The sequence below is a fragment of the Paenibacillus sp. 1-18 genome, from assembly GCF_000520755.1.
Taxonomy (GTDB): Bacteria; Bacillota; Bacilli; order Paenibacillales; family Paenibacillaceae; genus Paenibacillus; species Paenibacillus brasilensis.
Genome location: NZ_ASSB01000197.1, coordinates 20,554 through 41,552, shown reverse-complemented (window position 1 = coordinate 41,552; position 20,999 = coordinate 20,554). Strand labels below are relative to the sequence as shown.

The following is a 20,999-nucleotide window of genomic DNA, read 5'->3' as shown; positions in this document are numbered from 1 at the left end:
AATCAATATTAAGACTTTTAGCTATATCCAGAGCCAAATTATAGGTTGGCACTTCTATTAAAAGCTTGGGGCAGGAAATAAAGCCTTCAATGTTATATAAATTCCTTGTTGTGCTCCATGAGTGTTCAGGATTTGTGAACTTGATGTATATACACCATTTTATTCATAATCCCAATCTCCCAATACCATATATTTTTATTACCTGTAGTAGTACAGAATTAAAATCGGATGTTTGGACTATTTTTTCCGTTATTGTATATTAAAATGTAAAATTAATCTAATTATTTATTCTCTGGTTCTCTTGGCTGGATGAAATAATTTAGAAAGGAAGATTAAATAAGATGAAATTGTTGGATAGTCGGAATTATAAAAAAGTAATACCCATCATTCAATCTGCAGGTATAAATACCATGTTTGCTCTATCTGTTTTGGAAAGAAAGGTGGAAGGAAAGGTATTTATTGATGAAGAAGCTTCTCCTGTTTCATTTTATATCCAGCATCCTTATGGAATGGCTTTGCTTTACGGAGAAACTAACAAGGAAGATTTTTATGTACAGCTGGCATCCTATATGCTTAATGTCCAAAATGTCAGGAATGAATTTGAATGGCTGCAAGTATATCCTGCTTCATTATATTCAAAAATGGAAGCTATTTTGGGAAGCAATCTAATCAAAAAGAACCCGAATGAACCCTATAAAAAATCATTGTTAGTGGAAGAAGATAACAAAGTTCTGGAATATCAGAGAATAAATTTTGGTTTTAATAAGGAAAAGTTTTTAGCGGTTAAAAAAAGACAAACGAATATGAACTACAAAATTGTAACAACATCAGAAGCTATTTTTAATCAATTGGATGGGAGCGTAGTGCCAAAGTACTTCTGGAATAATTACAATGATTTCATGAAAAACGGAATAGGCTTTACTATATTTTCGGAGAATGACCATCCTGCTTCTACTGCATTTGCAGCATTTATAATAGATGATCAGCTTGAAATAGGAATTGAAACCTGTGAAAGAAATCAAGGTTCAGGTTTCGGATCTATCGTATGTACAGAATTAATTGATTATTGCATGGCTAATGGCTATAAACCGGTTTGGTCATGTCATTCCGGAAATATAGGATCTAGGAAGCTTGCCCACAAACTAGGGTTTGAGGAAGCAACAAGAGTGCCCTATTACCGTTTGCCAAAATAGTGTTAAAATAAGGTTTGAATAATGTATGAATTGATATTCATTTTGTTGATCAGTGATGCTAGATTTTTATTACAAGGGAAATACGGAGGAGAAATCAGTGAGCTACTTTTTATTAATTACTACACGAACAAACAAGTTCGATTCTAATGATATCCAAGGGCATTATGACCATCTGGAAAAGCTAAAAAAAGAGGAGCTTCTCGAAATGTATGGTCCGTTTGGCGATGCAACGGGAGGAGCCTATTTAATTAAGGCAGCGTCAATTGATGAGGCGACAAAGATTGGGAATTTAGATCCGCTCATTCAAAATGGCTCTTCCACATTGACGATAAAGGAATGGCTATTGCGTTAAATGCCCATCGGGGAAGAGTGATCAATGTCTTTCTGATATTGAATAAAAAATGAGGACTATGATTTTCTGAAAATGAAAAGCATGGCCCTTTTTTTATTTCCCAAGAGATTGCCCACAGATCTGCTTCACAAGGAATAGCGGCAGGAGAAATAATGACGGCTGTCTCCCCTTGGTCTTTGGTTAATTTGAATACTGGTCTCTTTCATTTCTTGAAATCTGGCTCTTTTGTAAAAGACAGTTTACATGATTTGATATAAGTATCACGTGCACGGATAAATATATGTTGGAGGTTCTGGCAATGAGTAATAATGAATTACCCTTGAGAGTAGGCATATTTTTGTTTGATGGTGCTGATACAACCGATTATATTGGCCCTTATGAGGCATTTTCCGCTGTGGATTACGTCTCGGCCAAAAAGCAGACAATGTATCAGACACCGCGTACAATGTATAACGTGTTCACTGTCAGTGAGACTAAAAAAGATCTGCACGCTATGGCGGGGGGATTAGTTGGGGGATTAGTTGTTAAGGCAGAATACGATTTTAATGATTGCCCCGAGATCGACATCTTAGTTATTCCCGGCGGCGCAATAACAGAGGAACTTTTAGCCAATGCCAATGTAATTAGCTGGCTGGAGGATCGGAGTAAAAACGCGGCTATTACCTTATCCGTGTGTACTGGGGCTGTATTACTGGCCAAGACAGGGCTCCTTAGCGGGCTGTCGGCGACAACACATCATCTGGCTTTTGATAAATTATTGGCTATTGAACCCACAATAATGCTGAAGAAAGATGAGCGGTTTGTTGACAACGGCCATATTATCACGGCAGCCGGGGCTACAGCCGGATACGATGCAGCAATGCATATCGTCTATAAAACAGCCGGAGGCTATGCTCTTTTAAAAGCAGGCGAGGTGCTAGAATATGGCAATGCCTGGAAAAGTGTGCAAAGAAAACTGGCCGGTCTGCCTGTACATCGTACAATTACCAATAGATGCATCAAATGCGGCAAGTGCGCGAAAAATTGCCCATTCAGTGCGGTTGTGGAAGGCGAAACACAGTTTCATATTCAAGTGGAACGATGTGTTGGCATAGGTCCGTGTGCCGGGCTATGTCCGGTAGGGGCTATTGAGTCATCATTCCTAGTTGGGCATTAGTGATCAGCAAAATGATAGTTTAATCTTGCTGAGCCAAAACTTATATAAATACTGCTCCAACAATATAAATCCACGCCTAATGTAAATAGTGCCAAGTGCAGAAGACCATAAAAAAATACGGTTGTTTGACGTGGCACAAAACTGTGGCGGCAAGCCTGTGATTTGGATCAACTATAATTCAAGCCAGGCCTGGCGCAACAGGCGGACAGCCGGGTCGATATCCTCGTTTGCAATGGCGCCGAAGCCCAAAAGAACACGGGCTGTTTTACCGGGTGAGGATTCCACCCAGAGATTGTCGCCGTGGATATATACACCGGCCTGGACCGCCTTGACTACTAGGTTCCGTGAGGACACCGGCTGATTTAGGTGCAGCAGGATATGAAGACCGGCATTTACCCCGGATATTGTAACGGTGTCGCCGAAGTGCTCCTGTAGCGCCCGCAGTAAAATCTCTCTCTTTTTTTTAAAGTGACGGAGCATTTTCCGCAAGTGACTTTCAAAAAAATTTTCCTGTAAGAACTGTTCCAGAGGTTTTTGGATGAGCAGGGGCACTGAGCAGGCATAGTTTTTGGTTTTCTGCTGCAGGCGCTGCACCAAGTTTTTCGGCAACACCGCATACGCAACCCTAAGGGAAGGCGAAAGGATTTTAGAAAAGCTGCCAATGTAGATTACTTTATCTGGCGCTAATCCCTGCAGAGCCGGTGCTGGTTTTACGTCATAGAGCAGGTGGCAGTCATAGTCATCTTCAATAATCAGAGAATCCTGTTCATAGGCCCAGTCGATAAGCTCTAGGCGCCTGGTTATGGACATAATGTGGCCTGTAGGGAATTGATGCGAGGGTGTCACATAGACAGCCTGGGCGGTGGTGGTCCGTAATGCTTTGACATTGAGACCGTGGCTGTTAACCGGAATGAGTGGTACCTGAAAGCCGTAATTGGTAAAAGTCAAGTAGGCGGCGGCAAAACCCGGATCTTCCATGGCAATGGTGTTTGCCTCAGTTCGTAGGATCTGACAGATAACCATAAGACAATGGATAGTTCCAGAAGTAATCAATATTTGATCGGCTGTACACCGGACATCCCGGTATTCATGCAAATACTTCACCAGTTCATTGCGTAGTCCGGGTTCACCCATGAAGTCACTGTAGTTCAAGAATTGTTCTTTGTCCTGTCGCAGACAGAGGTTAGTTAACCGCTGCCATTGCGGAAACGGAAAGGTCTGCGGGCTCAAATTGCCGTACCGGAAATCGTATAAAATTCCATCCGGCTGCGATTGACTAGGAGGCGTGTCCGGAACATTTTCTGTATACGCGGAGAATTTAGTGTTATGGAGTGTTTCTACGTAATAGCCGCTACGGCTTTTGCCAACAATATAGCCTTCGGATAAGAGTTGCTGATAGGTGGTGTCCACCGTATTTCTACTGATATGAAGCTCGGTCGCGAGGCGGCGGCTGGAAGGCAGTTTGGCCTGCGCGCTGAGTTCACCGCTTAGAATTTTGGTGCGCATTTGTTGGTAGAGTTGTTGGTAGAGCGGTTTTTTACTTTTTGCATCCAGTAAGTACATTATGGGCCTCCTTATAGAAAATGCCGCCTGACGGCAAGGGTAAAAGCCTGTGTGTAGACACAAAGTCGTTGGGAAAAATGTCCTTTCTTATAGAAAAATACATGAGGTTGCCCATTTTACATTGGGTTTATTTTGCTTCCATAATTTTTGGAAAATCTCCTTAGTTGATAATTTCCCTTATCACGTTCCTCGCCAAGCGTACTTTCTCTGGACTCGATTTTTCAAGTATTTCTACGATCTCTTGTATATCAGTTTCATGCTTTGTAACCTTAATATCCTCATTTACGTAAGCAAATAGCTGAATCAAATTAACATCCAGTGCGTCAGCAATTTTAGCTATGTTCAATAATGATACGTTCTTTTCCCCACGTTCAATCTGCCCTATGTATGAAAAATGAAATCCGCCTTTTTCCCCAAGCGATTCCTGAGATAATCCTTTTTCTTTTCGTAAAGCACGTATTCTGGCACCCACTAATTTTAGAATTTCTTTATCATCCATCATCTACACCTCACTATTCTAAGAGTGTAGACAAGATATCTAAAGGAAAACATCAAATGATGAATATAATAAATATTAATGATATCTATAAGTATTATTTTGATGTATAATAAGACCCATATTGAAATTCTCTGGAGGAATAGGTATGACAAGAAATCCTTCTACTCTTAACCAAAGCCGCACTCAGCCATCCAGATCCACACAACACCTACATAATTCAACAACCGATTTTCACAGCCTAGCCCAATACCACATGAAACTGGCCCGAATCCTGCAAAAACATAATCAGTCTCATTGCTGCATTATCCTATGTGACTGGGCGTTGACCTCGATGCTGAAAGCTCTATATATGAAAGAAAACAACACCCATTTTCCTCCAAGATTCCTGTCCATGGCTGACCTACTGCATTTAATACATACAGATACTAACCCGGGATTGGATGTTGTTGTGTTTACAGGCACCACCCAGTTTTTATCATCCCAATTAGAAACTCCACTCCTACATAATATGAAACATAAGGATGTGAACAGGCTGCTGCGTAGAACCGACGACATCCTCTGCCAGTTATCGCCAAGAGTCATAACTGATCCCTCCGAAACGTACCAGTCCATTTTCTAAAAAGTCCTATTATTTTCAATAAACTTTCCAATGTGCCCTGTCGCAAATCGTTTTTTTTCATACCATAAGAGTATGCTTTGAGTAAGGAGGGATTAGACATGGGTGAAGTTGGCTACGGTGGTGGCTGTGGAGTATGGACATCCACAGGCGCGATTCTGGTATTGTTCATTTTGCTGGTGATTATCACAAAATCTTTTTGGATCTAACAGTAGGTTAGTATTGATTACTTCCACAACGTGGCCTTCTTTCACTACAGTGAGGAAAGGCTCTTTTTGGTGCAGAATAGATGGTACCCCAATCATGATGTCTGGTCTAACAGGACAGTCTGTGGTGCTTCAGATGGTCATTGTGGTGATAAAACATTATGATAAGCATGATCCTGTAAAACAAACGGGCAAATACATATGAAGGATGGAGGAAATCGAATGAGTGGGTTGAAGCAGAAACTGGCCGCAGAGTGGCGACAGGAAGGGAAAAGGTATCCCACCTACCGGGCTGGCAGTTACACAAGATAAAGAAATATTAGCGGTTGGAACGTCGGATCGTTGGATCAACTGCATAAGCAGGAGCTATTGCGCTGGTAATACTAATATTCCGCAAATGATGATAATAGCAAATTCTGATAAGCTGAACTTAAAAACAAATAGTAGCACATCATATACTGTTAATAGAGAGGAAAGAGGTGCAAGGACATGGACAAGAAAGCGGATATTCGCACATCCATGAAGGAGTTATTTGCACAGATGGATGAAGCATTTTTTATGGAAGTGGTAGAAAATGTACCTTTCGAAATGCGTGACGGGGTCGTTGATAAGGAAGGGTGGATCAAGTGGAAGCCTCTTCCTTCAAAGATTACAGAAAAAGAGGTTCGAGAGCTGGAACAAACCTATCGTTTTGAGCTGCCTCCTCTGCTGAGAAGCTTCATCATGTCCTACCATTATGTATCTTTACAATTCGATAATGAAGCCATACCGGGGGTATACTGGAGCGACTGCACTTTTGTAGAATTTCCACGCCTGCCTGTGGGCCAAGGGCTAAAGGCATTTTATGATTTGATCAATCAATGGTCACCTCTGCTGTCAGCAGGCTACATTCCATTTGCGATTGCAGAGGATGATCAGGGTCCTGTTTGCTTGAATGCAGGCAGTAGACATAAGGACGGCGATTATCCTATTGTTTGGTTCTTTCACGAGGACTTGCAGCATTTGGACGAGGACGAGCTGCGGATCAGAAGAAACTTGCTCCCCCATGTGCAAGGATTGTTCCCGTCTTCTGTCGAAATGTTTAACATTATGTTTAAGCAGATCAGACACTAACCATTCCCTGCAATGGAATTTTACTGTATACCTAACTATGATATTGACATAAAAAATGAGGGATGTTATAAAAAAAGGTAGGCTGGCACTCAAATGGTGGGAGTGCTAACAAATTTGAATCGTTTGCATAGCTCATACCAGCTGGCCCTACATAGGTTCATATCTGAAAGGAGATATCAGAATGGAGAAAAAACAGTTTCAGGCTGAGTCCAAGCGTCTGCTCGAAATGATGATTAACTCGATTTACACGCAAAAGGAAATTTTCCTAAGAGAGCTGATCTCCAATGCAAGTGATGCGATTGACAAAATTTATTACAAAGCACTGACAGATGATCAACTGGTGTTTGACAAGGAAAATTACTATATCAAAGTCACTGCCGATAAGGAAAATAGAACGCTAACTCTACGTGATACCGGGATTGGTATGACTCAGGAGGAGCTGGAAAATAACCTGGGCGTCATTGCTAAAAGCGGCTCACTGGCATTCAAAAATGAAAATGAATCCAAGGACGGGCATGCTATCATTGGTCAATTCGGTGTCGGCTTCTATTCGGCTTTCATGGTCGCGGATGTTGTTACAGTGACCACAAAGGCCCTGGGTAGCGATACTGCTTACAAGTGGGAATCCACAGGTGCTGACGGATACACTATAGAGCAGGCTGAGAAGGACGAGGTTGGAACCGAGATTGTTTTGAAGATCAAAGCAAACACCGAGGATGAGTCCTATGATGAATATTTGGACGAGTATCGTTTAAAGGCCTTGATTAAGAAATACTCCGACTTTATCCGCTATCCGATCAAAATGGATGTTACAGGCAAACGTCTGAAAGAAGGCAGTGATAACGAGTTCGAGGATTACGAAGAAGAACAGCGTATTAACAGTATGGTTCCCATCTGGAGAAAGAACAAAAGCGAGCTGACCGACGAGGATTATCAAAATTTCTACGCGGAAAAACGCTATGGCTACGACAAGCCGCTCCAGCATATCCATGTTAGTGCGGACGGCGCGGTGGTGTACCAGGCTATTCTGTTTATTCCCGAAAATATCCCGTTTGACTTTTATTCCAAGGAATATGAAAAAGGACTGGAGCTGTACGCCAACGGCGTGCTGATTATGGAAAAATGTCCTGACCTGCTGCCGGATTATTTTAGCTTTGTTAAAGGTATGGTGGATTCCGAAAGCTTGTCGCTCAACATTTCCAGAGAAATGCTGCAGCATGACCGTCAGCTGAAGCTGATTGCCAAAAATATCGAAAGCAAAATTAAAGGCCAGCTGCTGACCCTGCTCAAAAATGACCGCGAAAAATATGATCAATTCTATAAATCATTTGGCAGACAATTGAAATTCGGTGTCTACAATGACTATGGCCGCCATAAGGAGACACTTCAGGACCTGCTAATGTTCTACTCTTCTACAGAGAAAAAGCAGGTTACACTGGACGAGTATGTATCTCGCATGCCTGAGGTTCAGAAGTATATTTATTATGCTTCCGGGGAGTCCAACCAGCGTATTGAAAAGCTGCCACAGACCGAAATGGTAGCCGACAAAGGCTACGAAATCTTGTACTTTACCGACGACATTGATGAGTTCGCTATTAAAATGCTCTTGAGCTACAAAGAGAAGGAATTCAAATCCGTATCAAGTGGCGATTTGGGCATTGAGACTGACGAGAACGAGAAAGAAACAGAAACGGAGCAAAACGACAATAAGGAGCTGTTCGAGTACATGAAGAGCTTACTGGAGGGCAAGGTATCCAGTGTCAAAGCCTCCAAGCGCTTGAAGACGCATCCGGTATGTCTGTCCGCAGACGGCGAAGTGACGATTGAGATGGAGAAGATCTTGAACGCCATGCCGAATAACGCCGATGTCAAAGCAAATAAAGTGCTGGAAATCAACGTAAACCATGCGGTGTTTAACTCTTTGAAAGAGGCTTTTGCCGAGGACAAGGAGAAGGTCAATCTCTATACGGCATTGCTGTATAATCAGGCCCTGTTAATCGAGGGCTTGCCGCTGCAAGATCCGGTAGAATTCACGAACGATATTTGCAAAATCATGGTTTAACAAATTTTTGTTCTGCACCAAGCCGTTCCCGTATCGGGGGCGGCTTTATTTATGATGGTAACACTTGGTTACACTATTCGGCCAATCATTTTGCCTCCTCATGCCTTCTTTATAAAATGGGGAGAGGGTGGTCTTTTATCTAGAAATAAGTTAATATTAACTTTTTAAGGCTTGGAGCTTTATAGCCAAAAAACTTCCGATAAATGTGCGCTGACTTCCCTTGGAGTGCATGGGAAAATGTTCTCTGTTTCCTTACTTACGGAATTTTTATTCCTGATTCTGGGGTTTGTAAAATTTTTGTGACATACTGGTGTGAAATTTAACACAGCAAATTGTCGTTTTTCTTGATTATTTGGTGGGATGTCTTTATAATCATTTTGTTTGCAAGAATGATTAGCGATTAGCGTATGGAATAAGGAGGTTATTTATTTTGGGAAAAGCATTGATTATTGGCGCCGGTGGCGTGGCCAGCGTTGTGGTGCATAAATGTTGCCAAAACCCAGATGTATTTGAAGAAATTTGTATCGCAAGCAGAACTGTTGAGAAATGCGATGCGCTTAAAGAGAAGCTGGGTGGAGGTCGTACTAAGATACAAACGGCTCAGCTGGATGCTGACAACACCGACATGGTCATTGACTTGATTCGAAGCTTTCAACCGGATGTAGTTATCAATGTGGCTCTCCCTTATCAGGATTTGACGATAATGGATGCTTGCCTTGAGACAGGTGTTCATTACGTTGATACGGCGAACTATGAACCGCCGGATACGCCGAAGTTTGAATACAGCTGGCAATGGGCCTACAAAGAAAGATTCGAAAAAGCGGGAATCACAGCTCTGCTGGGAAGCGGTTTTGATCCAGGCGTGACTGGAGTATTTACGGCTTATGCTCAAAAGCACTATTTTGATGAAATTCATACGATTGATATTGTGGATGCGAATGCAGGGGATCACGGATATCCTTTTGCAACTAATTTTAATCCGGAAATCAATATTCGCGAAATTACAGCGAAGGGCCGTTACTTTGAAAATGGAGAGTGGATTGAAACTGAGCCGCTGTCTGAGAAAAAGGTATACGATCTTCCTGAAATTGGACCGAAAAACATATATCTTTTGTACCATGAGGAACTGGAATCTCTTGCAGTGAACATTAAAGGCGTGAAAAAAATCCGCTTCTGGATGACGTTCTCGGACAATTATCTGAATCATTTGAATGTACTGCAAAACGTCGGCATGACTTCGATCGAGCCTATTGATTATGAAGGACAACAAATCATTCCACTGCAATTCTTGAAAGCTATTTTGCCGGACCCGGCTTCTCTGGGACCAAGAACAAAAGGCAAAACAAACATTGGCTGCATCATCCAAGGCGTGAAAGATGGAAAGCCAAAAACCTATTATGTTTACAACGTTTGTGATCATGAGGAATGTTATGCAGAGGTTGGCTCCCAAGCCATTTCTTACACAACAGGTGTCCCAGCTATGATCGGTGCAATGCTTATCATCAAAGGCCTCTGGAAAAAACCAGGCGTTTACAACGTTGAAGAATTTGATCCAGATCCATTCATGGAAGCACTAAATAAACACGGATTGCCATGGCAAGAGAGCTTTACGCCAACGTTGCTTGATTGAGGTCTGCGATGAATATTGATATTACCGGACTCCCATCACCTTGTTATCTTGTTGACGAAAGACTCCTTGTCAAAAACCTTGAGGTTTTAAATTCTGTTCAAGAGCGCACAGGCTGTAGTATTCTGCTCGCTCTTAAGGGATTTTCCATGTTTTCGACCTTTCCTCTGGTTGGGAAATACCTAAAAGGCGTAACCTCCAGTTCGTTGTTCGAGGCAAGACTCGGTCGCGAAAAAATGGATAAGGAGGTTCATGTATATGCACCTGCTTATGTTGACAGTGAATTTGACGAGCTGCTGGAGTATGTTGACCATATCGTTTTTAACTCCTTTGATCAACTGAAACGCTTCAAAAGCAGAGTTCAGGGCGTAACTTCCAAAAAAATCGACATCGGAATTCGGGTTAATCCGGAATATTCGGAAATTGAAACTCCGTTGTATGATCCTTGCTACAACAACTCCAGAATGGGTGTGACTTTGGCTAACTTTAGACCTGAGGACCTGGATGGCGTGGACGGTATTCATTTTCATACGATGTGTGAACAGAATTCAGATACGCTGGAGCGCACCATTAAAGTTGTAGACGAGAAATTTGGGCCATACATTAAGCAAATGAAATGGCTCAATTTCGGCGGTGGCCACCATGTTACCAGAGAAGACTATGATGTGGACACGCTGGTACGCTGTATTCAATATTTTCAGGATAAATACGGTGTGCAGGTTTACCTAGAGCCGGGTGAAGCTATTGCTCTGAATACCGGATATCTGGTTGCTACGGTCCTGGATACGATGAAGAATGGAATGGATATTGCCATTCTGGATACGTCGGCCGAATGCCATATGCCTGATGTACTGGCTATGCCTTACCGTCCGAATATCATTGGTGCAGGTAAGCCTGGTGAGTATGCACATACTTACAGACTCGGTGGACTTACTTGCCTGGCCGGAGACGTGATTGGAGACTATTCCTTCAAAGAGCCATTGAAGCCTGGAGACAAACTTGTATTCTGCGATATGGCCCATTACACGATGGTCAAAAACCACATGTTCAACGGAGTCAACCTGCCAGCTATCGCCAGCTACAACGACGAAGAAGGCATTAAGGTGATCCGACAGTTCTCCTACGAGGACTTTAGCTCGCGTTTGTCGTAAGGAATAAAGAGTGGGAAATAGTTGAGTATCATGATTGAACAATCAAAAGCCGTGCCCCTTAGGATAGGGACGCGGCTTTTCGATGTAGTTATTTTTTGAATTTTTTACGTGCCTTTGTATGTATCAAGTACAACATCAGGCATTAAATGATGATTTAACTACTTGGTGAGTGAGATGAATTTCATTTGCCTACCTTACAACTTGAGAAAGGACTTTATAGTCAAACATTTTTCCTCCGTATTGAAGCCCATACGCATTGACGACTAGGTAGTAATCTTTACCTTGTTCAAGAGTTGCATTTAAAAAATATTGACCATTTCTTGATCTTTTAACCCTTTGACCATTACTATCGTAAAGGGTTAGTTCCAACCAAGAATCAGGATATTTGTGGCCCTGAATTGTAAAGTGAACTTCGTTTGATTTATTATCAGCCATTATTTTATATACATCGTTGTTTTCCCACATCCCCTGCTTCTCTTCACCGAGGGTTCCAATTACAGCATCGCCTATAAAATAATAGTTAGCTTGTTCAAAACTATCATTTGGCTCTTGTTCATTATATTCAAGTAAAGGGGCAAGAGTTGATTCCTTGGCGGCTGGTACGGAATTTGCTTCTTCCGCTAAAGCGACACTAGCAGAAGTACTTAGCAGAAGTGTAAGACCTAATGAAGGAAAAACGGTTGAAACCTTTGAAACGAGGCATGTATGATATACTTATTTAATTGGGAATATATTTAAAGATGGATTTGATGAATGTAGTGCAACGATAGGTGGAGGTGAAAAATACATGTTCGACCCGACCGTTTTTGATAATTTAAAAGTTGCTATGGAAAATGCGGTTTACGATCTAGATAATCTGGATTCACGTATTGACATTACGCAACGAATCGATAGATTGGAAATGTCCGTGATGTCGCGTGAATTTGCTGTACAGTTCAGACTGAGGGAACACCCGAGTGTAACGGCAGAAATTCACCTAAAAGCGGATCTAAGCAATCTGGCAGCAGAAATTTTAGAAATCGAAGATCAAATTCCGGGGTGTAGCTTATTACTGCGTTTTAATAAGGAGATTCATGAGATTGAGACACAATGTAGCCGAATAGAGGATATACTGACCGAAATTTGGAAGCCCGATCTTCGGCCAGTACAAACACTTAGTTTAATTTATGGAGAAAAGGCTTCTACATATCACAACAGGATTGAACTCCGGTTTTCCAGACAAATTAACGAAGATCAGATGGAGGATATTCCAGAGTTGCTGGAACATATTTTGCTGACGCTTGTGGAATTGAACAAGGTCTAAAATGCTAGACTTCCTCGTAACAGGACATGGGCTTTACTATTGAGGAATTAGGCGGAAAGGAGTCTGGAGGTCATAAAATGAATGAACACGATTTCTCTGAAATATATGCGATCATGGAAGTTTCTTTTCCAGAATCAGAATGCAGGACATTTGATTCACAAAAAGCTTTATTGAAACATCCTGGCTATCGCATCATTACTGAGAAGAATGAGCAAGGCAATACGGTTGCTTTTTTGGCAGGCTGGGATTTTACGCAGTTTCGGTTTGTAGAGCATATTGCGGTGGATTCGAGTATACGTGGTGGCGGGTTAGGTAAAAAGCTCATGAGCAGGTTTATCTCAGAGTCTGATAAACCGGTGGTGCTGGAGGTTGAACCGCCAGTGGATGAATGGACTCGGAGAAGAATCGGTTTTTATGAACGTTTGGGGTTCCATTTGAACCATTTTGAGTATGTGCAGCCTCCTTTAAGAGAAGGACAGGCCGATTTGAGGCTTCAAATTATGAGTTATCCAGTTGAACTGTCAGAACAGGAGTTTGCTCCGTATAAACAGCTTTTATATACCGAGGTTTATGGGCTTAAATAAGAGACTATATAGTCAGTTATATTATATAAAAGTAAAAGGCTCTGCTTATGCCGTATTTCTACGGGAGCAGAGCCTTTTACTTTATTGGGCTGGAGATGCTCGATTATGTTAGTGTCTTGACCAAGTCATAACAAACTCTTTTTCACCCGTTTCTGAATCAACAGCTTCTTCTTGAATGATAAATCCATTTTTAGTATAGAAGTTGAATGCTTTTGTGTTCGACTGGTATACCTTTAATTGAATCTCGTCATGTTGCTGCTTGACCCAGTTCAGTAGCAGCTTACCATAGCCGTTTCTTTGAGAACCAACACGTACAAACAGAGCCGCTAAATATCCATCGATCATGGAAATGAAGCCGCCAATGGTATGAACATCCTGTATGATAACGTAGTTTTGGGCGAGAGGCAGGTATCTGTTCTCCATCTCGGTAACTTGTGATGTCCAATATTGCGGAGCAATAAAACAATGGGCTTCTATAGAAGCATCCAGCCAGATGGCTGCCAGTTCCTTGAATTCTTCCACTTTCGCTAGTCTAATAGACATGGCATCGCCTCTTTTCACAGTATGTATCTTATCGATCATTAAGTATGCTGTTGAAAATAAAAAAGACCGTCCGTGGACGGCCTTTCTACCCGTGGCGCTTGCTAAAGCCTTGATCCGTATCCCGCGCCTCCGCCAACCCTGAGAATTAGAGAATGACAGGTCGGGTAAGGGATACGCTCAACATATGATTACTAATGTTGACGCACCTCCTTTCCTGATGTATTCATCTTACCATATATGGTGTGTATTATCCAGTTCTTTTGTATATTTTCAGGGATCATTTATAAAAAATATAATATAAAAATCACTTGATTTTATAGTCTATGAGAGATATAATCTTAATTACGGTGATTGAAAATATCATCATGAATACACAATATGCGGTCGTGGCGGAATTGGCAGACGCGCACGGTTCAGGTCCGTGTGGGCTAACCCCCCGTGGAGGTTCGAGTCCTCTCGACCGCATCATTTTATTGATGACAGGTTTCTGATCTGCTTTTTCTGGCAGAGCAGGAACCTTTTTATTATTTAATATCTTTAAGCTAAGTGCTCATCACCTGGACAGAAGAAAGCTTGGAACTGTAATCCAAATGAGCGTAGACATTAGTTGTAATTCCTACCATCGACACTTTAATTATAACAGGAGGAAACAGGGCTATCTCGTCGTTGACGAGCCTTGATTGGGGTGCATTCATTTTCGCCCCAATGTAGGCGATTCCGCAGCCCTTCATTATTCCGGATGATTCGCAAGCATCTTTCCCACGAAGTTTCTCTCCAAGAATGTCCCGAACATACCCCCTCTCTCTAGCAGACTAAGCCTTTGCATGGGAGAGGGGCTTTACATTCTTCAAACCATAGATGAATCCTATTGAAATGATAATAATTATTGGATTGAACGATACCATTGATCAGATTATTCTAAATAGAAATAGAATTCAATATTCGCAAGGAATTGAGTGTCATTAACGATCACTGCCAAGCGAATTCGGATCCCATTTCATATTCCCGGTTGCAAGAAAGGAGCAGGGATGTTACATCTTGCAACACATGGAAGTCGGCCTTCCCATTAAAGGCATGGAAGGTTTAATTGCTCGGAACGTTAAAGTCGTCGTTGAGACGAAAAGCGATAAGCTAAAGGGGGCGTCAGAATGAATCATTTAGATCAACAAGATCCTGCAATAGCCGAAGCGATCCGGCAGGAGCTGGAACGGCAACACAATAAAATCGAATTGATCGCTTCTGAGAATTTTGTAAGCCGAGCGGTCATGGAGACAATGAGCACGGTCCTGACCAACAAATATGCGGAAGGCTATCCCGGAAAAAGGTATTACGGGGGTTGTGAATACGTAGATCTCGTTGAAGATCTGGCCAGGAATAGGGTCAAGGAGCTGTTCGGCGCAGAGCATGCCAATGTTCAGCCTCATTCGGGAGCCCAGGCTAACATGGCCGTTTATTTCGCTTCGGTAAAATCGGGAGATACGATTCTCGGTATGAACCTGGCACACGGCGGCCACTTGACGCATGGAAGCCCCGTGAACGCTTCCGGAATGATGTATAACTTTGTCCCTTATGGGGTTAATGCTCAAACCTTCCGCATCGATTTTGATGAAGTTCGAAAGCTTGCTCATCGGCATAAGCCCAGAATGATTGTCGTAGGCGCAAGCGCTTATCCTCGCACGATCGAGTTTGAGCCATTTGCCCAAATTGCCGAGGAGGTAGGCGCATTATTTCTCGTGGATATGGCCCATATTGCGGGCATCGTAGCCGCTGGTCTACACCCGAATCCTGTTCCACACGCTCACTTTGTCACGACAACCACTCACAAAACCTTGCGTGGGCCGAGAGGAGGAGTTATCTTATGTCGTAATTCCTGGGCGCAAGCGATCGACAAAGCGGTATTTCCAACTACCCAAGGCGGTCCGTTTATGCATATCATCGCGGCTAAGGCCGTGGCATTCGGCGAGAACGCCCAGCCTGAATACAAGCTATATATGCAACGCGTTATTCAGAACGCCAGACTGCTCGCGGAAAAGTTAATGGAGGCAGGTTTGCAAGTCGTCTCGGGCGGCACGGACAATCATCTAATCCTTCTGGATTTGCGCAATATCGGACTGACCGGACAAGCGGCCCAGCAATTGCTGGACGATATCGGAATCACGGTCAATAAGAACGCGATTCCTTTTGATCCGACAAGTCCTCGCGTCACGAGCGGCATTCGACTAGGAACACCCGCAGCGACCACCAGGGGGATGGGAGCTGAAGAAATGAACGAAATTGCCGTCATTATTGCGGAGACCTTAAAACAATCTCAACGTTCAGACATAAGGGAACAAATGAGAGGCAAGGTGAAAGACATTACGTCTCGATTCCCTTTATACAAGAACGAAATGATCAGGAATTAGGGAGGAGCTCCTATGAAGCGTAACACTTCTTGCGCCCAAGAAGCATTTTTGGAAGCAAATCGGGTGATTCCGGGCGGGGTGAACAGCCCGGTTCGCGCGTTTACTAGCGTTGGTACGACGCCTGTATTTGTGAGCCGGGGTCAGGGGGCTCGTGTTTGGGACATCGATGGGAACGAATATATCGATTACATCGGCTCATGGGGGCCGTTAATTCTGGGTCACGCTCATCCGAAGGTGGTCGAGTCTATTCAAATGGCGGCGATTCAAGGGACAAGCTTCGGTTTGCCCACGCAAATCGAAACGAAGATGGCAATGCAGATTTGCAATAGCCTTCCATCCGTCGAAATGGTCCGCATGGTCAACTCAGGTACGGAAGCCGCCATGAGCGCAATTCGCTTGGCCAGGGGGTACACCAAGCGGCAAAAAATCGTAAAATTTCAAGGGAACTATCACGGACATGCGGATGCTTTATTGATCAAATCAGGGTCAGGCGTGGCAACGTTGGGTTTGCCGGACAGCCCGGGAGTGCCCGATAACGTTACCATGAATACGATCACGATTCCTTATAACAGTCTGGAGAGTATCCGTCTTGCATTCGAACGGTATGGCGAACAAATCGCCGCCGTCATGGTCGAGCCGGTTGCCGGGAACATGGGTGTCGTTACGCCATTGCCGGGGTTTCTTCAGGAACTGAGAGAAATTACAGCGAAATACGGAAGTCTCCTGATCTTCGACGAGGTGATGACGGGATTTCGTGTAGGCTATCAGGGGGCGCAAGGATTGTACGGAATCGAACCGGATCTCACTTGTCTCGGCAAAGTGATCGGAGGAGGGCTCCCTGTCGGCGCATACGGCGGTAAACGCGAAATCATGGAGCAAATTGCTCCCGTCGGCCCCATTTATCAAGCGGGCACGTTATCGGGCAATCCACTCGCCATGTCGGCTGGATATCGAACGTTGCGACTGCTCGAAAAGCCCGGAATCTATGAAGAGTTGGATCGAAAAACGGCGAAACTGGCGGAAGGTTTTTTGCAAAATGCAAGGAGGGTCGGCGTGCCCTTAAAAGTGAATCGCGTCGGCTCCATGCTTTCTCCTTATTTTACGGAGCAAGACGTTGTGAATTATGAAACCGCGCAACGATCAAATATGCATCGGTTTAAGAGATACCATGCCGCGATGTTGGACCTCGGAATCTTAACTGCGCCCACACCCTACGAAGTTATGTTCGTATCGACCGCGCACTCGGACGAAGATATCGAAAATACGATAGAGGCCCATTATCAAGCCTTAAATACGATAAAGAAGGAAAGCGGGGATTGACCATGAATGCCGCTGAAATCCGTGAGTTATTTCCGATTTTAGACCAGAAGGTACACGATTGTCCTCTCGTTTATTTGGATAGTGCCGCCTCGGCGCAGAAGCCGATTCAGGTGATCGAGGCGGTGAAGCGATATTACGAATGGGACAATGCGAACGTTCACCGCGGCGTTCACACACTAGGCATGCGTGCCACGGAAGCTTATGAGGCAGCGAGAGTCGCAGTGGCTCGGTTTATTGGCGCTAGTTCGGAACGGGAAATCGTTTTTACCCGCGGAGCGACGTCGTCCCTAAATCTTGTCGCGAGCAGCTATGCACGAACGGTATGCTCAGAGGGGGATGAGATTGTCCTTTCGGAGATGGAGCATCACAGCAACCTGATTCCCTGGCAACAAGCGGCAAAAGCTTCGGGAGCCGTATTAAAATATATCCCTCTTAAATCGGACGGGACGTTTTCAATAGAAGATGTAGAGCAAACAGTCACGAACCGTACGAAAGTGGTGACGGTCTCGCAAGTCTCAAATGTACTGGGTATCGCTAATCCGGTGAAGCAAATGGCTGACATCGCCCACAAGAAAGGAGCCGTCCTGGTTGTTGATGGAGCGCAGAGCGCGCCTCATCTCAAGGTCAACGTCCGAGAGATGGATTGCGACTTCTATGCCTTCTCGGGTCATAAGATGTGCGCGCCGACTGGAATTGGTGCCCTGTATGGGAGAAAAGGTCTCCTTGAGCAAATGGAGCCGATTGAATTCGGAGGAGAAATGATCGATCGTGTCGGGCTGCAGGATGCGTCATGGAAAGAGGCGCCTTGGAAATTTGAAGGGGGAACCCCGATCATCGCGGGTGCAATCGGGCTGAGTGCGGCTATCCATTTTCTGGAGCAAATCGGATTAGACGCGATCGCGGAGCACGATAGGCAACTGACCCGCTATGCGGAAGAACAAATGAAGCGCATGGAGCATTTGACGATCTATGGCCCGACGGAAGGACGGGTGGGACTCGTTACCTTTAATTTGGACCGAATTCACTCGCATGATGTCGCTACAGTACTTGATACTTACGGCGTGGCCATCCGTGCGGGTCACCACTGCTGTCAGCCGTTAATGAATCTTTTAAATGTCGGTTCTACGGCTAGGGCCAGCTTTTATTTGTACAATACCGAAGAGGATGTTGATCGGCTGCTGTTCGCTTTGCAAAAAACTAAAGAGTACTTTAAGGAGTGATCCAATATGGATGTATCGGAGAGCGATCCACTCTTTCCGACGTACACGAAGTATCCCATAACGCTGCTGAAAGGTGAGGGAAGCCGCGTATGGGACGATCAAGGCAAAGAGTATCTTGATTGCATGTCAGGTATCGCGGTGTGTAATTTAGGACATGTCCCCGTGAAGGTGAAACAGCGAATTCAAGAACAGCTTGAGCAATTGTGGCATGTCTCCAATCTCTTTCATATCCCCAATCAGCAAAAACTGGCGCAAATGCTTGCCGCTCATAGCTGCATGGATCATGTATTCTTTTGCAACAGCGGGGCGGAGGCAAATGAAGCCGCGATCAAATGCGCCAGAAGATACCAACAGCGAGTGCTTGGGAACGATAAATACGAGATTATTACTTTCGAAAAGTCGTTTCATGGGCGAACGATGGCCACATTAACTGCGACGGGGCAGGATAAAGTCAAGGATGGATTTTTTCCTCTACCGGCTGGTTTTACGTATGCGCCTTATAACGAAATCGAGGGCGTAAAAGACAAAATCACCGATCGAACCGCGGCCGTCCTGTTAGAGCTCGTGCAAGCAGAGGGGGGCGTTTATCCTGCAAATCCCGGGTTCGTGACCGAGCTTTCCGCTTTATGCCGGGAGCACGGTCTGCTTCTCATAATCGACGAAGTCCAGACGGGAATGGGGCGAACGGGGAAATTGTTTGCCTACGAGCACTATGGGATCGAACCGGATATCGTTACGCTTGCGAAAGGACTTGCCAGCGGATTCCCAATCGGCGCGATGATGGGGAAGAAGAAGCTCCGGAACGCTTTTTCCGCTGGTACACATGCCTCGACGTTCGGGGGTGCCCCTCTTGCGGCCGCTGCTGGGTTAGCTACGCTTGAGACGATCCTGGAGGAGCGTTTGTGCTCGCGTGCCGAAGAGATGGGGGAATATGCCTTACGAAGACTGTCGGATCGGCTTTGCCATTATTCTGTCGTGCGTGCCATTCGCGGCATCGGCTTATTGCTGGGAATTGAATGCCGCGTACCTGTTGCTCCCATCATTCAAGAACTGCTTCACCAGGGCTTATTGGTACTGGCTGCAGGCACCAACGTCATCCGATTTATCCCGAATCTTTATATCACCGAAGAAGAAATCGACCAAGCAGTCGCCATCCTTACTGCGGTGCTTGAGCGGTATTAATCAAAGTGTTCGTTTTTTATCGTCGCGATTAATTGTTCCATAAACACTCGGCTAGCCGCGCATAAATATTTGTTTTTCCGATACACAATACCGATTTGCGTCGTCAGCGTCGGGTTTTGGATCGGGATCGTCCGAATTCCCTCATGTGCGATATAGTCAAGGTATGCCTTAGGCAGAATGGTTACGCCGACGCCTTGATTAACCATATTGATGATCGATTCCATCGTCGACAATTCCAATACCGGGTGAGGCGCGAAATCAAAGGAACGGCACGCCTCGTTAATCAATTGCCGCATATAATAAGTGCTCGGCAATAAAACGGAGGGGACGTCTTTCAACACGCCGAGGTGCACAAACTTTTCCTTGGCAATGGGGTGGTCTACGGGCGCCGCAAGGGCAAGATTCTGTTTGTAGAGCGGAATCATCTCCATATCTTCATGCTTCATCGGCAGATAGACGATTCCTAAATCCAGTTTGTTTTGCAGAAGTCTTTCATAAATATCGCCTGTCCGCAATCCGAGTACCGATAGCTCTACATTGGGATAGCTGTGATGGAACCCAATCACCGTCGGAGGCAGTAAGTAATTGACGACGGTTAGAAGCGCGCCTATCTTTAACGTGCCACGTTTTAAACCTTGAAGCTCGCTGATCGCCGCCTTTGCTTGCGAGAGTTCATGGAACACATTATAGCTATGGTCCAACAAGATTTTTCCCGCATCGGTTATCAACGTTTTCTTGCCGACGCGATCAAAGAGGGGGGTTCCCATTTCGTGCTCAAGCAAACGAATTTGTTGGCTCAGGGAAGGTTGAGCGATGCCGAGTTTCTCGGCGGCACGGGTAAAGTGCAGTTCCCGGCATACGGCCATAAAATACTCCAATTGCTTCAGTTCCATCGTGATCACTACTT

19 protein-coding genes and 1 tRNA gene are annotated in these 20,999 nt (G+C 44.4%); 15 read left to right on the top strand and 5 right to left on the bottom strand.

Annotated features, from left to right (window positions below; genetic code table 11):
- The first annotated feature begins 341 nt into the window (after positions 1-341).
- From L693_RS0112365 to L693_RS0112355, 3 genes are all read left to right on the top strand, one after another.
- On the top strand, positions 342-1,193 hold the full coding sequence (locus L693_RS0112365) for a GNAT family N-acetyltransferase (protein WP_025717513.1): 852 nt from the start codon (positions 342-344) through the stop codon (positions 1,191-1,193).
- A gap of 97 nt (positions 1,194-1,290) precedes the next feature.
- On the top strand, positions 1,291-1,545 hold the full coding sequence (locus tag L693_RS0112360; RefSeq protein ID WP_025717512.1) for a YciI family protein: 255 nt from the start codon (positions 1,291-1,293) through the stop codon (positions 1,543-1,545).
- A gap of 298 nt (positions 1,546-1,843) precedes the next feature.
- Positions 1,844-2,701 carry a DJ-1/PfpI family protein gene (locus tag L693_RS0112355; RefSeq protein ID WP_025717511.1) on the top strand — a complete coding sequence of 286 codons (858 nt, stop codon included), beginning with the start codon at positions 1,844-1,846 and terminating at the stop codon, positions 2,699-2,701.
- Between the two features lie 171 nt (positions 2,702-2,872).
- Here L693_RS0112355 and pdxR read toward each other — a convergent pair whose 3' ends face one another.
- Positions 2,873-4,264 (bottom strand): MocR-like pyridoxine biosynthesis transcription factor PdxR, encoded by a 1,392-nt coding sequence (gene pdxR / locus L693_RS0112350; RefSeq protein WP_025717510.1) that lies wholly within the window; start codon positions 4,262-4,264, stop codon positions 2,873-2,875.
- A gap of 160 nt (positions 4,265-4,424) precedes the next feature.
- Entirely contained in the window at positions 4,425-4,763 is a 339-nt protein-coding gene (locus L693_RS0112345; protein ID WP_025717509.1) for a helix-turn-helix domain-containing protein, read from the bottom strand.
- A 717-nt stretch (positions 4,764-5,480) separates the two neighbouring features.
- Between L693_RS0112345 and L693_RS31410 the strand changes: the two genes are divergently transcribed.
- The 5 genes from L693_RS31410 to nspC all read left to right on the top strand — a co-directional run bounded on the left by L693_RS31410 (position 5,481) and on the right by nspC (position 11,538).
- Positions 5,481-5,588, top strand: a complete 108-nt coding sequence (locus L693_RS31410) for a YjcZ family sporulation protein (RefSeq protein WP_231503633.1) — start codon at positions 5,481-5,483, stop codon at positions 5,586-5,588.
- 486 nt (positions 5,589-6,074) lie between these two features.
- Positions 6,075-6,698 carry an SMI1/KNR4 family protein gene (locus L693_RS0112325; protein ID WP_025717507.1) on the top strand — a complete coding sequence of 208 codons (624 nt, stop codon included), beginning with the start codon at positions 6,075-6,077 and terminating at the stop codon, positions 6,696-6,698.
- Between the two features lie 181 nt (positions 6,699-6,879).
- Entirely contained in the window at positions 6,880-8,760 is a 1,881-nt protein-coding gene (htpG, locus tag L693_RS0112320; RefSeq protein ID WP_025717506.1) for a molecular chaperone HtpG, read from the top strand.
- Between the two features lie 430 nt (positions 8,761-9,190).
- Positions 9,191-10,390: a saccharopine dehydrogenase family protein gene (locus L693_RS0112315; RefSeq protein WP_025717505.1), complete on the top strand. Its 1,200-nt coding sequence runs from the start codon at positions 9,191-9,193 to the stop codon at positions 10,388-10,390.
- A gap of 8 nt (positions 10,391-10,398) precedes the next feature.
- A complete protein-coding gene (gene nspC / locus L693_RS0112310) occupies positions 10,399-11,538 on the top strand; it encodes a carboxynorspermidine decarboxylase (protein ID WP_025717504.1) in 1,140 nt (379 codons plus the stop codon).
- Between the two features lie 189 nt (positions 11,539-11,727).
- Here nspC and L693_RS31405 read toward each other — a convergent pair whose 3' ends face one another.
- Positions 11,728-12,003, bottom strand: a complete 276-nt coding sequence (locus L693_RS31405) for a hypothetical protein (RefSeq protein WP_025717503.1) — start codon at positions 12,001-12,003, stop codon at positions 11,728-11,730.
- Between the two features lie 322 nt (positions 12,004-12,325).
- Here L693_RS31405 and L693_RS0112300 point away from each other — a divergent pair, with 322 nt between their 5' ends.
- A complete protein-coding gene (locus L693_RS0112300; protein WP_025717502.1) occupies positions 12,326-12,841 on the top strand; it encodes a hypothetical protein in 516 nt (171 codons plus the stop codon).
- Positions 12,842-12,918: 77 nt separating this feature from the next.
- The gene (locus L693_RS0112295) at positions 12,919-13,425 is read left to right on the top strand and encodes a GNAT family N-acetyltransferase (RefSeq protein WP_025717501.1); all 507 of its coding nucleotides are present in this window, start codon (positions 12,919-12,921) and stop codon (positions 13,423-13,425) included.
- A 108-nt stretch (positions 13,426-13,533) separates the two neighbouring features.
- Here L693_RS0112295 and L693_RS0112290 read toward each other — a convergent pair whose 3' ends face one another.
- Positions 13,534-13,968, bottom strand: a complete 435-nt coding sequence (locus L693_RS0112290; RefSeq protein ID WP_025717500.1) for an N-acetyltransferase — start codon at positions 13,966-13,968, stop codon at positions 13,534-13,536.
- 380 nt (positions 13,969-14,348) lie between these two features.
- Between L693_RS0112290 and L693_RS0112285 the strand changes: the two genes are divergently transcribed.
- The 5 genes from L693_RS0112285 to L693_RS0112260 all read left to right on the top strand — a co-directional run bounded on the left by L693_RS0112285 (position 14,349) and on the right by L693_RS0112260 (position 20,092).
- Positions 14,349-14,433: transfer RNA gene (locus L693_RS0112285), tRNA-Leu, on the top strand.
- Between the two features lie 683 nt (positions 14,434-15,116).
- The gene (glyA, locus tag L693_RS0112275; protein WP_025717499.1) at positions 15,117-16,370 is read left to right on the top strand and encodes a serine hydroxymethyltransferase; all 1,254 of its coding nucleotides are present in this window, start codon (positions 15,117-15,119) and stop codon (positions 16,368-16,370) included.
- A 12-nt stretch (positions 16,371-16,382) separates the two neighbouring features.
- On the top strand, positions 16,383-17,690 hold the full coding sequence (gene hemL, locus L693_RS0112270) for a glutamate-1-semialdehyde 2,1-aminomutase (protein ID WP_025717498.1): 1,308 nt from the start codon (positions 16,383-16,385) through the stop codon (positions 17,688-17,690).
- A gap of 2 nt (positions 17,691-17,692) precedes the next feature.
- Positions 17,693-18,910, top strand: coding sequence for a cysteine desulfurase (locus L693_RS0112265; protein WP_025717497.1), 1,218 nt, complete (start codon positions 17,693-17,695; stop codon positions 18,908-18,910).
- A gap of 6 nt (positions 18,911-18,916) precedes the next feature.
- A complete protein-coding gene (locus L693_RS0112260; RefSeq protein ID WP_025717496.1) occupies positions 18,917-20,092 on the top strand; it encodes an acetylornithine transaminase in 1,176 nt (391 codons plus the stop codon).
- On the opposite strand, the gene L693_RS0112255 is transcribed toward L693_RS0112260, so the two are convergent.
- On the bottom strand, positions 20,089-20,985 hold the full coding sequence (locus L693_RS0112255; protein WP_025717495.1) for a LysR family transcriptional regulator: 897 nt from the start codon (positions 20,983-20,985) through the stop codon (positions 20,089-20,091). The genes L693_RS0112260 and L693_RS0112255 overlap by 4 nt on opposite strands.
- Positions 20,986-20,999: the final 14 nt, after the last annotated feature.

What these genes read in the sequence shown, in the direction of transcription:
- hemL (WP_025717498.1), top strand. Translation starts at nt 16,383, where the DNA reads ATGAAGCGTAACACTTCTTGCGCCCAAGAAGCATTTTTGGAAGCAAAT.
- L693_RS0112290 (WP_025717500.1), bottom strand. Translation starts at nt 13,968, where the DNA reads ATGTCTATTAGACTAGCGAAAGTGGAAGAATTCAAGGAACTGGCAGCC.
- L693_RS0112300 (WP_025717502.1), top strand. Translation starts at nt 12,326, where the DNA reads ATGTTCGACCCGACCGTTTTTGATAATTTAAAAGTTGCTATGGAAAAT.
- L693_RS31410 (WP_231503633.1), top strand. Translation starts at nt 5,481, where the DNA reads ATGGGTGAAGTTGGCTACGGTGGTGGCTGTGGAGTATGGACATCCACA.
- pdxR (WP_025717510.1), bottom strand. Translation starts at nt 4,264, where the DNA reads ATGTACTTACTGGATGCAAAAAGTAAAAAACCGCTCTACCAACAACTC.
- L693_RS0112355 (WP_025717511.1), top strand. Translation starts at nt 1,844, where the DNA reads ATGAGTAATAATGAATTACCCTTGAGAGTAGGCATATTTTTGTTTGAT.
- L693_RS0112295 (WP_025717501.1), top strand. Translation starts at nt 12,919, where the DNA reads ATGAATGAACACGATTTCTCTGAAATATATGCGATCATGGAAGTTTCT.
- L693_RS31405 (WP_025717503.1), bottom strand. Translation starts at nt 12,003, where the DNA reads ATGTGGGAAAACAACGATGTATATAAAATAATGGCTGATAATAAATCA.
- L693_RS0112260 (WP_025717496.1), top strand. Translation starts at nt 18,917, where the DNA reads ATGGATGTATCGGAGAGCGATCCACTCTTTCCGACGTACACGAAGTAT.
- glyA (WP_025717499.1), top strand. Translation starts at nt 15,117, where the DNA reads ATGAATCATTTAGATCAACAAGATCCTGCAATAGCCGAAGCGATCCGG.
- L693_RS0112255 (WP_025717495.1), bottom strand. Translation starts at nt 20,985, where the DNA reads ATGGAACTGAAGCAATTGGAGTATTTTATGGCCGTATGCCGGGAACTG.
- L693_RS0112325 (WP_025717507.1), top strand. Translation starts at nt 6,075, where the DNA reads ATGGACAAGAAAGCGGATATTCGCACATCCATGAAGGAGTTATTTGCA.
- L693_RS0112365 (WP_025717513.1), top strand. Translation starts at nt 342, where the DNA reads ATGAAATTGTTGGATAGTCGGAATTATAAAAAAGTAATACCCATCATT.
- htpG (WP_025717506.1), top strand. Translation starts at nt 6,880, where the DNA reads ATGGAGAAAAAACAGTTTCAGGCTGAGTCCAAGCGTCTGCTCGAAATG.
- L693_RS0112265 (WP_025717497.1), top strand. Translation starts at nt 17,693, where the DNA reads ATGAATGCCGCTGAAATCCGTGAGTTATTTCCGATTTTAGACCAGAAG.
- nspC (WP_025717504.1), top strand. Translation starts at nt 10,399, where the DNA reads ATGAATATTGATATTACCGGACTCCCATCACCTTGTTATCTTGTTGAC.
- L693_RS0112345 (WP_025717509.1), bottom strand. Translation starts at nt 4,763, where the DNA reads ATGGATGATAAAGAAATTCTAAAATTAGTGGGTGCCAGAATACGTGCT.